The 14592-nt window shown below is 42.6% G+C and carries 14 protein-coding genes; 11 read left to right on the forward strand and 3 right to left on the reverse strand.

All coding sequences use genetic code 11. The features are described from left to right. Nucleotides 1–224 precede the first annotated feature (224 nt). Complete coding sequence (locus PBF_RS22925) at nucleotides 225–1205, reverse strand: metal-dependent hydrolase (protein ID WP_035333105.1); 981 nt, start codon at nucleotides 1203–1205, stop codon at nucleotides 225–227. A 230-nt stretch (nucleotides 1206–1435) separates the two neighbouring features. On the opposite strand from PBF_RS22925, the gene mutY reads away from it, so the two are divergent. Then, on the forward strand, nucleotides 1436–2536 hold the full coding sequence (gene mutY / locus PBF_RS22930; protein WP_035333106.1) for an A/G-specific adenine glycosylase: 1101 nt from the start codon (nucleotides 1436–1438) through the stop codon (nucleotides 2534–2536). A 32-nt stretch (nucleotides 2537–2568) separates the two neighbouring features. Here mutY and PBF_RS22935 read toward each other — a convergent pair whose 3' ends face one another. Beyond that, the gene (locus PBF_RS22935) at nucleotides 2569–2793 is read right to left on the reverse strand and encodes a hypothetical protein (protein WP_035333107.1); all 225 of its coding nucleotides are present in this window, start codon (nucleotides 2791–2793) and stop codon (nucleotides 2569–2571) included. A gap of 165 nt (nucleotides 2794–2958) precedes the next feature. Here PBF_RS22935 and fabL point away from each other — a divergent pair, with 165 nt between their 5' ends. From fabL to nikC, 10 genes are all read left to right on the forward strand, one after another. Further along, nucleotides 2959–3708 carry an enoyl-[acyl-carrier-protein] reductase FabL gene (fabL, locus tag PBF_RS22940; protein ID WP_035333108.1) on the forward strand — a complete coding sequence of 250 codons (750 nt, stop codon included), beginning with the start codon at nucleotides 2959–2961 and terminating at the stop codon, nucleotides 3706–3708. A gap of 85 nt (nucleotides 3709–3793) precedes the next feature. After that, the gene (locus PBF_RS22945) at nucleotides 3794–3985 is read left to right on the forward strand and encodes a gamma-type small acid-soluble spore protein (RefSeq protein ID WP_035333109.1); all 192 of its coding nucleotides are present in this window, start codon (nucleotides 3794–3796) and stop codon (nucleotides 3983–3985) included. 184 nt (nucleotides 3986–4169) lie between these two features. Further along, on the forward strand, nucleotides 4170–4421 hold the full coding sequence (locus PBF_RS22950) for a YgaB family protein (RefSeq protein WP_035333110.1): 252 nt from the start codon (nucleotides 4170–4172) through the stop codon (nucleotides 4419–4421). Between the two features lie 287 nt (nucleotides 4422–4708). After that, entirely contained in the window at nucleotides 4709–5239 is a 531-nt protein-coding gene (ntdP, locus tag PBF_RS22955; protein WP_009335840.1) for a nucleoside tri-diphosphate phosphatase, read from the forward strand. 143 nt (nucleotides 5240–5382) lie between these two features. After that, nucleotides 5383–7131: an ABC transporter ATP-binding protein gene (locus tag PBF_RS22960; protein ID WP_035333111.1), complete on the forward strand. Its 1749-nt coding sequence runs from the start codon at nucleotides 5383–5385 to the stop codon at nucleotides 7129–7131. Nucleotides 7132–7458: 327 nt separating this feature from the next. Beyond that, a complete protein-coding gene (locus PBF_RS22965; RefSeq protein WP_035333112.1) occupies nucleotides 7459–8475 on the forward strand; it encodes an ABC transporter ATP-binding protein in 1017 nt (338 codons plus the stop codon). Continuing rightward, on the forward strand, nucleotides 8450–9418 hold the full coding sequence (locus PBF_RS22970) for an ABC transporter ATP-binding protein (RefSeq protein ID WP_035333114.1): 969 nt from the start codon (nucleotides 8450–8452) through the stop codon (nucleotides 9416–9418). Before PBF_RS22965 ends, PBF_RS22970 begins: the two co-directional genes overlap by 26 nt. A gap of 78 nt (nucleotides 9419–9496) precedes the next feature. Continuing rightward, complete coding sequence (locus tag PBF_RS22975) at nucleotides 9497–11107, forward strand: ABC transporter substrate-binding protein (RefSeq protein WP_035333116.1); 1611 nt, start codon at nucleotides 9497–9499, stop codon at nucleotides 11105–11107. Nucleotides 11108–11377: 270 nt separating this feature from the next. Continuing rightward, on the forward strand, nucleotides 11378–12382 hold the full coding sequence (locus PBF_RS22980; RefSeq protein WP_035333117.1) for an ABC transporter permease: 1005 nt from the start codon (nucleotides 11378–11380) through the stop codon (nucleotides 12380–12382). Nucleotides 12383–12436: 54 nt separating this feature from the next. Beyond that, nucleotides 12437–13297, forward strand: coding sequence for a nickel transporter permease (nikC, locus tag PBF_RS22985; protein WP_051488996.1), 861 nt, complete (start codon nucleotides 12437–12439; stop codon nucleotides 13295–13297). A 55-nt stretch (nucleotides 13298–13352) separates the two neighbouring features. On the opposite strand, the gene PBF_RS22990 is transcribed toward nikC, so the two are convergent. Then, nucleotides 13353–14432 carry an FUSC family protein gene (locus PBF_RS22990; RefSeq protein WP_035333120.1) on the reverse strand — a complete coding sequence of 360 codons (1080 nt, stop codon included), beginning with the start codon at nucleotides 14430–14432 and terminating at the stop codon, nucleotides 13353–13355. Between the last annotated feature and the right edge of the window lie 160 nt (nucleotides 14433–14592).

A 14592-nucleotide genomic window follows, 5' to 3' on the forward strand; every position in this document is an offset into this window, starting at 1 on the left:
GGGCACTTTTTTATCAGTGTCCGCTATCCGGGGTATAGTTCATTATCAGCAGCCTGTTTTTTTGAAAGATAAGAAATTATATAATTTTTGAACGTCGATAACTGTCTAGCTCCAGCGCCTACCCCCTCGAGGTCACAAGCCAATCCTCCCAAAAAGGCAAAGAGCGCCTTTCCGGGAGGCTCGTCTTGTGCTTGTCGGGGGTGGGCAAGGCGCTTGCGCTTTTCTTATCCGGGAAGAATATCCAGTTTTTTTCGAAGTTTTTCCTCGCTGAAAATCCAGCCTGTATAGGATGATTGAATGTTAAGCTCCCGATCGAGCTGAACCACGGCTACAAATGGGTAATGTCCATTGCTCCGGTAGCGAAGGTCAATGAAGCGAACTTCATAATAATCATCGTATTCATCCACTTCCCAGCGGTAAACTGGTGAGAAGGACAAGAATGCAGATAGATTTTTATCTTTCTTCGCGGCTTCAATAACAGGTGTTTCGGGAACGGGAACGCGATTAAATTGGTCGAGAATCCGCACATGGTTTTTAACAGCACGCCCGACAAAAAATTGCTGCCTGCTCATAACCGCCACACGCCACTGATTAAACCTCATCGTTGGGGCAATGATGATTTCAGTTGCATCCGGTATTATAACCTTTACGGCATTTAATACACTTCTCTGCGCTGCAAACCGCAGAAGATAATAAACGAAAATAATGCCATAAATGATTAGAAATGTATAACCGGGATGAGCCCCAAATGCCCATATGAATAATCCGGCGACATGAATCCCGAAAATGAATGGGTCAAATGTGTTAATAATCCCCAGTGCTACCCATTTGGATGAAAAGGGCCGGAGTGCCTGTGTGCCATATGCATTGAATATGTCTACAAAAACATGCAGGAATACAGCCAAAAAAGTCCATAGCCATAAGTGCAGAAGATCCGCTGACGGAAAAAACGGGTAAACCACAGCAAGTATGACAAGCGGCCAAAGCAGGACGGCCGGTATGGAGTGGGTAATTCCCCTGTGATTGCGAATATAAACAGCATTATTTCTTAGTTTTAAGACAGTGTCTATATCAGGTATTTGTGAACCGACGATGGCTCCAATCATGACACTCGTTGCTGTAGCAGAACTCTCTGCAACTACGGGATCAAGAGTGGCTATGCCGCCAAGCGCCAGCCCCATCACTACATGTGTGCCGGTATCCAAGAGGAAAATACCTCCTTCCCTGGTAACAAATCTTATGTGGGCTAATAATATCAGCGCACCTGATTACTCTTACTTAAAGTGTACCAGCAAAATTCTTGTATTAACAGCTGAATATGGGTACCTTTAAAGGTGTCGCAAAAGTTGGAGCAAAATGTTCAATTAATTAATAAGCGACTGTACTAATATATTCCCATATTTTCCGATTGTTTAACATCAGGAGGATTAAAAAATTGAAAGAAGTTAGCCAAAATACAATTGAATCAACGGATATAAAAGGTTTTCAGGATGATTTGATCAGCTGGTTTGAAGCCGAGCAAAGGGATTTGCCCTGGAGAAAGGATCAGGATCCGTACAAAGTCTGGGTTTCTGAGATTATGCTTCAGCAGACGCGGGTGGATACGGTAATCCCTTATTTTCACCGTTTTATTGAACAGTTTCCGACCATCAGGGATCTTTCTGAAGCAGACGAAGAAAAGGTATTAAAAGCCTGGGAGGGTCTGGGCTATTATTCACGGGCAAGAAATCTTCAGGCTGCCGTTAGGGAGGTTCATGAAAAATATGGCGGCAAAGTTCCGGATACGCCAAAAGAGATCTCCTCCTTAAAAGGAGTAGGACCCTATACTGCAGGGGCCATTCTCAGTATAGCGTACGGAATACCCGAACCGGCTGTGGACGGCAATGTAATGCGTGTCCTTTCGCGAATCCTATCCATTTGGGAAGATATCGCCAAGCCTTCATCCAGGAAAATCTTTGAGTCTTCCGTCCGAACATTAATTTCACATGAAAATCCGTCCCACTTCAACCAGGCCCTTATGGAGCTTGGCGCATTAATATGTACACCAACTTCGCCTTCCTGCCTATTATGCCCGGTGAGAGAACATTGTACTGCGTTTTATGAAGGGACTCAGCAGGAGCTGCCCGTAAAAACGAAAACCAAAAAACAAAGAAATGTGCAATTAGCAGCAGCGGTCCTTATAGATGATCAGGACCGGGTTGTCATCCACAAAAGACCCGGCAAAGGCCTGCTTGCTAATCTCTGGGAATTTCCCATGACAGAAATCAATATTGCATATGTAAGCGACAAAGAACAGATGAAGGACGCGTTCAGCACACAATATGGCGCCAATGTGGATATACAGGAAATGACGGGTCAGATCGAACACGTTTTTTCCCATTTGACATGGAACATAAATGTTTATAAAGGAAAATTATTAGATCTTAAAGAGGAAAAAAATGACTTGAAATTAGTCACCCTTGAAGAAATGAAGGAATTTCCTTTTCCGGTTTCCCATCAGAAAATCTGGAAGCAATATTTGGAAAGCAGAGGATAGAAAAAGGGGAACTTCCCCTTTTTCCTTCACTATTAATCAAAGCTAACCCTGGTCCCATGAGTATAATCGGCTTCCTGTCTCTTCAGGCCGCCGCGGTTTTCTATTTCTTCAACAATCTCCCTATGAATCGTCTGGCCCTCAGCATTTAAATAAGGCATGATCTGCTGAAATGAATGATGGTAAAAAGCAAGCTCGCTGTCCTTCCAGTCCGATTTTGACATCATAGAAAGCTCTGTCATATCACGTCCCACAAACATATGCCATCTTCCTTTCCTCAATTGGATTACAGATAGTGTTTTAATTCGAATTGCCATATATACATGGAAAAAGCTAAAATGAAATCGGTAAGGTGTTTTGTTTATAAATTCCCGGGATAAAAATCCCTAAACAACAGAATTACATAACAGAAAGGAAATCGAACCATGACACAAAAAGTAGCACTGGTAACAGGAAGCAGCAGAGGAATTGGAAAGGCAACAGCCATCAGGCTTGCCAAAGAAGGCTATGATATTGTCATCAATTACGCACGCAGCAAGTCGGCTGCAAATGAAACAGCAGCCGAAATTGAGGCGCTCGGCAGAAAAGCCCTGGTTGTAAAAGCAAACGTGGGGGATGTAGAAAAAATTAAAGGACTTTTCGCAGAGATTGACCGTGAATTTGGAAGGCTCGATGTGTTTGTCAACAATGCAGCTTCCGGGGTTCTGCGTCCGGCAATGGAACTGGAAGAATCTCATTGGGACTGGACGATGAATATTAACAGCAAAGCCCTGCTATTCTGCGGTCAGGAAGCTGCAAAGCTTATGGAGAAAAGCGGCGGCGGAAAAATTGTAAGCATCAGCTCGCTGGGATCGATCCGCTATCTGGAAAACTATACGACTGTAGGAGTTTCCAAGGCCGCATTGGAAGCATTGACACGTTACCTGGCTGTTGAACTGGCTCCTAAAAATATCGTCGTAAACGCTGTTTCAGGCGGTGCAGTAGATACTGAAGCTTTAAAACATTTCCCTAACCGTGCAGAGCTTCTCGAAGAAGCAAAAACCAAAACACCTGCAGGACGTATGGTTGAAATTGAAGATATGGTAAATACTGTTATGTTTCTATTAGGTGAGGAATCCAGCATGATTCGCGGACAGACGATTATTGTGGATGGCGGCATTTCCCTGCTTGTTTAATAAAATATGGATATTTTTGGTTTTTAAAAAAGTTGGATAGTTTCCTCCGCTCCCGGTTAAATTAATGAGCGTGGAGGTGATTATAATGGCTAAACAACCAAACCAATCTCAAGCTGGAACTAACGTTCAAGAAGTGAGACAGCAAAACGCACAATCTGCTGGCCAAGGCCAATTCGGTACTGAATTTGCCAGCGAAACAAACGCTGCTGAAGTAAGACAGCAAAACCAGCAAGCTGAAGCTCGCAAAGGTCAAAATGCCGGCAAACAAAGCCGCTAATTACATCTAAGAAAGAAGCCGCCTTTTAAATGGAAAGGGCGGCTTCTTTTATTTGTGCTGATTGTCATCATGCTCTCCACCTTCGACAAAACTTCCATAAAGTCAACATAACTAGTCAAAGGGTTAAAAAAAGGTACAGCGAAATTATAGAAATAGGAAAAATAATGGGGACGGTGGAGCAAATATGGAGAACTTTAACAGTTTAGTGTCAGAACAGATGAAAACGATGGAAAAGCTTCTTTATCTGCAGAGCGAGCTGGAGCGCTGCCAGGAGATTGAAGAGGAATTAAAAGCAATTCAGCAGGAAACGGAGCTTGAAAGTGTACAGTATGAAATTGCCAGAATGAAAGAAGAGCTCAAACAAATTCATCGTATATTTGAGGAACAGACCGAAGAGGTCATCCGCTCCTATCAGAAAGTAAATGTAACCGTTTAAAGATAAATTTTCTATCCTCTTTCGTTGTCTTCTATACCTATAAAATAAGCTATAATATCCTTTTTTTACAGCCGTTGATACATTTCAATGGCTCTTTGTTTTAAAAATTTCCTTTTACCGTTATAATAGTAGAAAACAGGAATCGTACTTTGTTGCCTTTTTCTTTTGGATATTATTGAGTCATGCTGTGCAGTTTGCACGGCCATGAAGGGGAGGAAGCCTATTAAAGGCGCCAAAAAAGTATTATCAGGTTGCAAAGCTTCCGGAAGGAAAGTAGGGGAAAAAGAATGGCGGTACCCATCGAAGGCGAACCAATGCAAATACACAGCTATAAACATAATGGGCATATCCACCGCGTCTGGGAGGAAACAACCGTATTAAAAGGGACACAGAATTTAGTGATTGGCGGAAATGACCGGACAATCGTAACAGAATCTGACGGAAGAACATGGGTGACAAGAGAGCCAGCCATTTGTTATTTTCATTCTCAGCACTGGTTTAATGTGATTGGAATGATTCGGGAAGATGGTGTTTATTATTACTGTAATATTAGTTCACCATTTATTTTTGATGGAGAAGCGTTAAAGTATATTGATTATGATCTCGATATTAAAGTATATCCGGACATGACATTCAATTTGCTTGACGAAGACGAATATGAACGGCACCGTCAGGAAATGAATTATCCCGATGTGATTGACAGCATCCTTAAATCAAATGTGGACAACCTCATCCATTGGATCCGTCAGAGAAAAGGTCCTTTTGCACCCGACTTTATTGATATATGGTATGAACGCTATCTTACTTACAGACGCTAAAAAAGGGCTGAATGCCGAAAAAAACGCCTGTTGGACCTTGAGTCAGCAGGTTTTTATTTTGCCCAGAATCTGCATGATTGCGGGGTTTAGGGGTAAGTTTAAGAAAATAACAGGGAATGAGACAGAGAGGGGGAGCGATCCGGTTGGACAGTATAAAAAGATATTTGAAATTCGTTAAGCCGTATCGGCTTCAGATTATCGGAACCATTATCATAGGCATCATTAAATTTGCCATTCCGCTATTGATTCCGCTTCTGATTAAGTATGTAATAGATGATATTATTGGCAATGATGCATTGAGCCAGAGCGATAAGAACAGCACACTGTTAATGGTTATGGCTGTGATGATTGCTTTATTTGTCATCGCCCGCCCGCCAATTGAGTATTACCGCCAATATTTTGCCCAGTGGGTGGCAAGCAAAATTCTATATGATATCCGGGATAAGCTTTTTACCCACATTCAAAAGTTAAGCTTCCGATTCTATGCAAATACCAGAACAGGGGAAGTGATCTCCAGGGTCATAAATGATGTTGAGCAAACCAAAACATTTGTCGTAACCGGTTTAATGAATTTATGGCTTGATGTGGCAACCATTTTAATTGCAGTTGTCATTATGCTGAATATGGATGTTACGCTGACGATTGTGTCACTGCTGTTATTTCCATTTTATGCTTTTTCAGTTAAATACTTTTTTGGGAACCTCAGAAAGCTGACAAGGGCCCGTTCACAGGCTCTTGCAGAGGTACAGGGCTATCTTCATGAACGTGTTCAGGGGATGGCAGTTGTTAAAAGCTTTGCCATTGAGGATTATGAGCAAACCCAATTTGATGCGCAAAATAAGAATTTCCTGACAAAAGCGATCGACCACACGAAGTGGAATGCAAAAGCATTTGCAGTGGTTAACACCATTACAGATATTTCACCGCTTTTAGTCATTGGGTATTCAGGATATCAGGTTATCCAGGGAGATATTTCCCTCGGTGTCATGATGGCATTTGTCGCTTATATAGATAGATTGTACGGCCCGCTAAGAAGGCTTGTTAACTCTTCGACCACCTTAACCCAATCAATCGCATCCATGGATCGGGTATTTGAGTTAATTGATGAGAAATATGATATTGACGATTCACCTGATGCCATCCAATGCCGGGATGTTAAAGGGCATATCCAATTTGAGGAAGTGAGCTTTTCTTACAATGAGAATGAGCCTCCGGTATTAAAGGAAATCAATCTCGATGTATCAGCAGGGGAAACGATTGCCCTTGTAGGTATGAGCGGAGGAGGGAAGTCCTCTTTGGTAGGGCTGATTCCGCGTTTTTACGATGTGAATGAGGGCAGAATACTGCTTGACGGCACTGATATCCGTTCGTTTAAAGTAAGGAGCCTTCGCGATAAAATCGGGATGGTGCTTCAGGATAATATTTTGTTCAGTGAATCGGTCAAAACTAACATTCTTCTCGGCAAACCCGATGCCTCTGAAGAGGAAGTAATTGATGCTGCCAAGGCTGCAAATGCCCACGAATTTATTATGAACTTGCCTGAAGGCTATGATACCAAGGTTGGCGAGCGCGGTGTGAAACTGTCGGGAGGGCAGAAGCAGCGAATTGCCATTGCGAGAATCTTTTTGAGAAATCCGCCGATCCTTGTGCTTGATGAAGCCACTTCAGCCCTTGATCTGGAGAGTGAACATCTGATACAGGAAGCATTGGAAAAGCTGGCTAAAGACCGCACGACTTTTATCGTGGCTCATCGCCTTTCCACCATCACACATGCAGATAGAATTATTCTGATAGAGCATGGTGAAATTTCTGAAGCGGGAAGCCATGACGAATTAATGAAAAAACAGGGGAATTATTATAAGCTTTTTCAGGTTCAGCAGCTTGAAAATTAGGCTAAAAGCCGGCTCTATTTACAGGGCCGGCTTTGTTGTTGCTTTTTTAGGGCAATGCGTCAAATTGTTATAGCGTCAAAGCAGCTGTCAGTAAAAAAACGTCATGAATGTCCATCTATCTCATAATTATTAGTAGGATATGTTTATTTTACTTCTAAAAACGGGTTAAAAAATATATAATGTTTACTATATTTAAATAATTTAGAAAAATGAGTAGACTTAACCAATCTTTTTTTATAGAATGAAAAAAAGATAGTGACCTAAGGTCCAAAATTGTTAAAAATGTCCTATTTCATAGAAACGGACGATCAGGAAAGGAGTATCCGTGTGACTCAAGCTCCAGTTTTAGATGTAAAACAGCTAAGGACTTCCTTTTTCTCTTCAGATGGAGAAGTTCCGGCTGTGGATGATATCAGCTTCTCGGTCAACAAGGGTGAAATTCTGGGGATAGTAGGAGAATCAGGCTGCGGGAAGAGTGTTACATCTCTATCCATTATGAAGCTGATTCCACAGCCCCCGGGAAAAATTGTTGGCGGTGAAATTCTTTTGGATGGAGAAGATCTCGTAAAAGCATCAGAAAAAAGAATGCGTGAAATAAGGGGAAATGAAGTGGCTATGATTTTTCAGGAGCCGATGACTTCATTGAACCCGTTATTTACAATAGGAGATCAGCTGATAGAAGGAATTAAATTACATAAAAAGTTAAATAAGAAGGCTGCAATCCAGCAGGCTGTTGAAATGCTTAAGCTTGTTGGTCTGCCAAGGGCAGAGCAGATTGTAAAGGAATATCCCCACCAGCTGTCAGGGGGAATGAGGCAGAGGGTAATGATTGCCATGGCATTGTCCTGCCATCCTCGCCTTCTGATTGCAGATGAGCCGACAACAGCTTTGGACGTGACAATCCAGGCACAGATATTATCCCTTATGAAGGATCTTAATGAAAAGCTGGACACAGCCATAGTCATGATTACGCATGATCTCGGGGTAGTAGCGGAAGTATGTGAAAGGGTAATTGTCATGTATGCCGGGAAAATAGTGGAGGAAGCTCCAGTAGAAGAGATATTCAAAAATCCAAAGCATCCTTATACCCAGGGACTTCTTCAATCAGTGCCTGATGTAAGAGAAAAAAAGGAGCGATTATATTCGATTCCGGGAAATGTGCCTAAACCGGGCTCCATCAAGACTGGATGCCGTTTTGCAGCGCGCTGTGAATTTGTCCATGACCGATGCATGACGGAAAGTCCTCCGCTTTATAATGCCAATAGTGCAGAACAGCATACAGTGCGCTGTTTCCTGCATGAGTCTGGGGGTGTCATTAATGACCGAAGTGCTGTTGGAAGTTAATCAGTTAAAGAAATATTTTCCCGTAACAGGCGGTCTGTTTGGAAGAAAACAGGGCGATGTGAAAGCGGTTGATGATATCAGCTTCTTCGTTAACAAAGGGGAAACGCTTGGCCTTGTAGGTGAATCAGGCTGCGGCAAATCAACCACAGGGAGAATGCTGATGCGCCTGATTGAGCCGACAGAAGGGAAAGTAGTTTTTGAAGGCAAGGAACTGACTGCCCTAAACTCAGCGGAAATGCGCAAGATGAGAAAGGAAATGCAGATGGTATTCCAGGATCCGTTTGCGTCGTTAAATCCCCGCCATACTGTTGAACAGATTTTGGAGGAGCCTCTCATTGTCCACGGCATCGGGAACAAAGAAGAGCGTAAACAGCGGGTAAAAGAGATGCTTGAGGTTGTCGGCCTCAGCAGCTACCATGCCAAACGCTATCCGCATCAATTCAGCGGAGGCCAAAGGCAGAGGATTGGAATCGCAAGAGCATTGATGACCAAGCCTAAGCTGATCATTGCAGATGAGCCTGTTTCAGCACTTGATGTATCCATTCAATCACAGGTGCTCAACCTGCTGGAAGATCTTCAAAAAGAATTTCAGCTGACATATATATTCATTGCCCATGATCTGGGGGTAGTTAAACATATCAGTGATAGAGTTGGTGTTATGTATCTTGGAAGATTAGTAGAGATCACAACATCTGACCAGTTATACGATAAGCCGCTGCATCCATACACAAAGGCATTGCTTGGTGCAGTTCCCATCCCTGACCCGACTTTAAAGAAAGACAGGGAGCTATTAACTGGGGACATTCCAAGTCCGCAGAATCCGCCAGCTGGATGTGCCTTCCATACAAGATGTAAAGAATGCATGGATATCTGCAAAACAGATAGGCCGCAGCTGAAGGAAATTGAACCGGGTCACTTTGCAGCCTGCCATCTATATAGCTGAGCTATATAAAGGGCAGAACTGCATGGATGATAAATATGCAAATAGCCGATATCGGCAAAAGAAAAAAGGGGGAAAACAATGAAGAAGCGCAATGGTATTTGGTTCCTTGTTGCAGCTTTGCTTCTGTCACTGGCTCTAGCCGGCTGCAGCAGCAACTCAAGCAGCGGAACGAATGACGAAAAGGATAATGAGAAAGGTACAGATACAGAAGAAACGTCTTCAGGCGGCACATTAGTATTTGGCCGCGGCGGTGACTCTACTTCGCTTGATCCCGCTATCACAACAGAAGGTGAGTCTTTTAAAGTTACAAAGAACATCTATGAAACTCTGATTGAATTTGGTGAGCAGGATACGGAAATTCAGCCTGGACTTGCTACTGAATGGGAAACAAGTGAAGACGGGCTAAAGCATACGTTAAAGCTTCGTGAAGGCGTAAAGTTCCACGATGGAACTGATTTTAATGCCGAAGCGGTTGTTTTCAACTTTGAAAGATGGAAAGCTGGAAACGCGGAGCAGTTCTATTACTATAACTCTCAGTTTGGAGACAAAATCTCTGAAGTGAAAGCTGTAGATGATTACACAGTTGAATTTACTTTAAACAAGCCAATTGCACCATTCTTAAAGAACCTTGCAATGTCTCCATTTGGAATTGCAAGCCCGGCTGCTATTGAAAAGCACGGTGAAAAATTCCTTCACAACCCGGTTGGGACAGGACCATTTGTATTTAAGGAATACAAAGCAAACGATCGCATCACTCTTGTAAAAAATGAAGAATACTGGCAGGAAGGCCTTCCAAAGCTTGATGAGGTTATCTTCCGTGTTATCCCTGAAAACTCTGCGCGTCTAAATGCATTGGCTACAGGTGAAGTAGACTTAATCGATGGTGTTAACTTCAGTGATATTGGCCAAATTGAAGGAAATCCGGATCTTCAAACATTTGAACGTCCATCCTTAAACGTAGCTTATCTTGGGTTAACAAGTACTCGCGGACCATTAAAAGATAAAAAAGTCCGCCAGGCATTAAACCATGCAGTCGATAAGCAAGCTTTAATTGATGCATTCTATGCCGGTGCAGCTGAGCCTGCGAAAAACCCAATGCCTTCAGTAGTAGCAGGTTACAACGATGATGTTGTAGATTATGAATACGATCCTGAAAAGGCTAAAGAACTTTTAAAAGAAGCAGGATATGAAGATGGATTCGAAATGGAACTTTGGGCAATGCCGGTTCCTAGACCATATATGCCTGATGGGCAAAAAGTGGCTGAGGCACTTCAAGCCAACTTTGATGCAATCGGTGTAAAAGCAAAAATCGTTACTTATGAGTGGGGTACTTACCTGGATAAAGCAAAAAATGGTGAAGCTGATACATTCTTATTAGGATGGACTGGCGACAATGGGGATGCTGATAACTTCCTATATGTGCTCCTTGACCAGGACAGCATCGGCTCCAACAACTACACTTACTATGAAAACCCTGAAGTGCATGAACTGCTTGTAAAGGCTCAGGCTAGTGCAGACCAGGCAGAGCGTGAAAAACTTTACAAAGAGGCTCAGGTTCTGATCAAAGAAGATGCTCCATGGATTCCGCTTGTTCACTCAAGACCAATCCTTGCGGGTAAAGCTGATATCACAGGCTTCAAGCCGCATCCAACAGGATCTGATTTACTGGCAACTGTAGAATTTAAATAAGGCGCTTTACAAGTGAGATAAGTATACTTCTTATATTCAAGGAAAAGGGAGTACAGTTCTGTAGCTCCCTTTTCTATATAGAAATATTATAAAATTAGAAACTTTGAATTTCGATTACTGTCTAGCTCCAGCGCCTACCCCCTCGAGGTCACAAGCCAATCCTCCCAAAAAGGCAAAGAACGCCATTCTGTGAGGCTCGTCTTGTGCTTGTCGGGGGTGACCAAGGCGCTTGCGCTTTTCTTAATAACCTTCAAGAGAGGTGAGATGGCAATGCTGTCCTACACACTTAAACGTCTGTTTTCTCTAATTCCCGTTCTGCTGGGGCTTTCCTTAATCGTCTTTTTTATGATCCGGGCAATACCCGGTAATCCTGCACAGATTATTTTAGGACAATTGGCGACAAAAGAAGCGGTAGAGGAATTAACGAAGCAGCTGGGGCTGGACCAGCCTTGGTACCTTCAATATTTTACATATCTGGGTGGGCTTATTACGGGGGATCTTGGAGAATCACTCCGGACTAAAACGGAAATAAGCCAGGAAATCTGGCCTTATCTGGCTGCAACAATTGAACTTACATTCGTTGCCATGTTAATTGCTGTGTTTATCGGTGTGAATGCCGGTATCATCAGTGCCTGGTATCAGAATTCATGGTTTGATTATGTGGCAATGGTGCTGGCGCTTATTGGCGTTTCCATGCCAATCTTCTGGCTCGGCTTAATGGAGCAGTGGGCATTTGCCATTAAGCTGGACTGGCTTCCTACATCGGGAAGGGAAGAAGTAAGAAATCCGATTGAGGCCATTACGAACATATATATGATTGATACTCTTCTGCAGGGAAGGATGGATCAATTCTGGGATGTCATCAGACACTTGATTCTGCCGGCATTTGCCCTGGCAACAATTCCAATGGCGATCATTGCGAGAATTACCCGTTCTACGATGCTTGAAGTAATGAGATCTGATTTTGTCAGGACAGCGAGGGCAAAAGGCTTAAGAATGTTCTGGGTTGTTTATAAGCACTCATTAAAGAATGCCATCATTCCAGTTCTTACGATTATCGGCCTTCAAATGGGATTATTGCTTGGAGGCGCCATTTTAACTGAAACAATTTTCAGCTGGCCGGGAATCGGACGATATATTTATGAGGCTATCAACTATCGTGACTATCCTGTTATCCAGTCAGGCATACTTATCATTGCATTTATCTTTGTCATGATTAATCTAGTGGTGGACTTGCTGTATGCAGCAATTGATCCGCGGATTAAATATAATTAAGGAGGGGGAACGGACTTGGAACTTTCAACACAAAAAGATCTTCAGCCGCCTATTATGCCAGCTGAAGAAAAAGCGGTTTCCCCCTGGGTGGAAGCATGGAGGAGCTTTAGAAAAAATAAACTGGCTTTAATTGGCACCATTATTGTATTATTTTTTGTTCTGCTTGCAGTATTTGCACCGCTTATTGCGCCGCAGGGAATTAATGAACAGGTGCTTTCAAAAAGGCTTCAGGCGCCATCAGGCGAGCATTGGTTTGGAACAGATGACTTCGGCCGGGATATCTTTTCAAGGGTTGTTTACGGGGCAAGGATCTCATTATGGGTAGGTTTTCTGGCCGTAATCGGATCTATTGTAGTTGGGTGCCTTTTAGGTGTAGTAGCAGGATATTATGGCAAATGGGTTGATACCATCATCTCCCGCATTTTTGACATCATGCTTGCTTTCCCAAGCATATTGCTGGCCATTGCGATTGTGGCTGTGCTTGGCCCATCATTGAGAAATGCGCTGATTGCCATTGCGGTGATCAATATTCCCAACTTTGGCAGACTGATCCGTTCAAGGGTGCTGAGTGTCAAACAGGAGGAATATATTATGGCTGCAAAAGCGATTGGGATGAGCAACAGCCGTATTCTATTCAGGCATGTTCTGCCAAATAGTATGGCGCCAATAATTGTACAGGGAACACTTGCGATTGCAACTGCCATTATTGAATGTGCTGCCCTGGGATTCCTTGGCCTCGGTGCAGAAGCGCCAAATCCTGAATGGGGAAAAATGCTCTCTGATGCTAAGGCATATCTAATACAGGCCCCATGGACGATGATCTTCCCCGGGCTTGCGATCATGCTTACAGTTCTGGGTTTTAACTTAATGGGTGACGGATTAAGGGATGCACTTGATCCAAGAATGAAGAACTAACAAAAAAAGCAGCTGACATCAGCTGCTTTTTCCTATGAATGAAAGATACCACAGTCTATTCGGCGTTCTCCGGTATGGAAACCTCATTTTCCTCTTTATGATATGCCTGAAAACTGGATATAAGTTTATCCAGGTGCTCCACATGTTCATCGTAATCAACAATAGATGATACCACTTGCATGATATGCGGGAGAATGGATTCTTCATCATGTTCATGTTCTTTTTGCTGAGCCAGGAAAAGGTTCACCAGTTCCTTTCTGCTCAGGCTGAAGTCGCCTTCCTCAAATACTACATTCGGACGAACTTTCCCGATAAATTTTAGCATGACGTGTTCATGATAATGGATAAGAATATCAAGCTGCTGCTGCACAGCATGCTGGAATTCTTCAGGCATTTGCTGCAGATCATTTTCAAATCGATGAAGCTTCTTTAATGTTTCCAGCGAGCGTTTTACAGTGGAAATCATTTGGCGGTAAATAACGAGTTTCCTGGATTTAACCAGATCGTTTCGTTTAAAATAATTTCTTTCCTCTTTATACATTAAGTACAGCTGTTCAAGCTTAACATTGCTGTCTTTCATTTTATCAATATCGTTTTTCAGCAGTCTGTGTTCAGATGCATGGCGTATGGTAAGTCTGATCCATTTGGTAATTTCCTCTGTGTTATTGGATATTTTAAAATAAAGCTTGTTTTCGTACTTAGGCGGAAGAAATACAAGGTTAACGATAAAAGCTGATAGTACCCCAAGCATAACGGTTGAGAATCGAATAAGAGCAAATTGCAGAAAGGTATCGCCCGGTGTCTCCATAATGACAATCAGGGTTACAAGTGACAGGCCAATTGTGTTCTCTATTTTTAGCTTAAGATTAATCGTGATGACAATAATAGCTGCCAGACCTATGATAAAGACATGGTTGCCGAATAAAAGCACAAAAATCACGGCGATTAATGCACCGATTGCGTTCCCCTGGATCTGTTCCACAATAGAAAGATAAGATCTGTAAATGGTCGGCTGAACGGCAAAAATAGCGGCAATTCCTGCAAAGATAGGAGCAGGAAGCTGAAAGAGTTCTGATAATAATAGAGCTAGAATGATTGCGATTCCCGTCTTAAGTATGCGGGCGCCAAGTTTCATACAATGTATGTCCTTTCTTTCATAAAAATTGGGTTCATTAAAATGCGATTAAACCGTAAAAGCAGTAATTATACCTACTTTAAACGATTTTGCTCATTGTTAAACAATATTGTACTATACAGGGATATGGAAAGAAGTTCAAGGGGCATTTTGATGAAAT

Origin of the sequence: Cytobacillus firmus DS1, from assembly GCF_000565285.1 — a bacterium.
Taxonomy (GTDB): Bacteria; Bacillota; Bacilli; order Bacillales; family Cytobacillaceae; genus Cytobacillus; species Cytobacillus firmus_A.

What these genes read in the sequence shown, in the direction of transcription:
- PBF_RS22935 (WP_035333107.1), bottom strand. Translation starts at nt 2,793, where the DNA reads ATGTTTGTGGGACGTGATATGACAGAGCTTTCTATGATGTCAAAATCG.
- fabL (WP_035333108.1), top strand. Translation starts at nt 2,959, where the DNA reads ATGACACAAAAAGTAGCACTGGTAACAGGAAGCAGCAGAGGAATTGGA.
- PBF_RS22945 (WP_035333109.1), top strand. Translation starts at nt 3,794, where the DNA reads ATGGCTAAACAACCAAACCAATCTCAAGCTGGAACTAACGTTCAAGAA.
- PBF_RS22950 (WP_035333110.1), top strand. Translation starts at nt 4,170, where the DNA reads ATGGAGAACTTTAACAGTTTAGTGTCAGAACAGATGAAAACGATGGAA.
- ntdP (WP_009335840.1), top strand. Translation starts at nt 4,709, where the DNA reads ATGGCGGTACCCATCGAAGGCGAACCAATGCAAATACACAGCTATAAA.
- PBF_RS22970 (WP_035333114.1), top strand. Translation starts at nt 8,450, where the DNA reads ATGACCGAAGTGCTGTTGGAAGTTAATCAGTTAAAGAAATATTTTCCC.
- PBF_RS22975 (WP_035333116.1), top strand. Translation starts at nt 9,497, where the DNA reads ATGAAGAAGCGCAATGGTATTTGGTTCCTTGTTGCAGCTTTGCTTCTG.
- PBF_RS22980 (WP_035333117.1), top strand. Translation starts at nt 11,378, where the DNA reads ATGCTGTCCTACACACTTAAACGTCTGTTTTCTCTAATTCCCGTTCTG.
- nikC (WP_051488996.1), top strand. Translation starts at nt 12,437, where the DNA reads ATGCCAGCTGAAGAAAAAGCGGTTTCCCCCTGGGTGGAAGCATGGAGG.
- PBF_RS22990 (WP_035333120.1), bottom strand. Translation starts at nt 14,432, where the DNA reads ATGAAACTTGGCGCCCGCATACTTAAGACGGGAATCGCAATCATTCTA.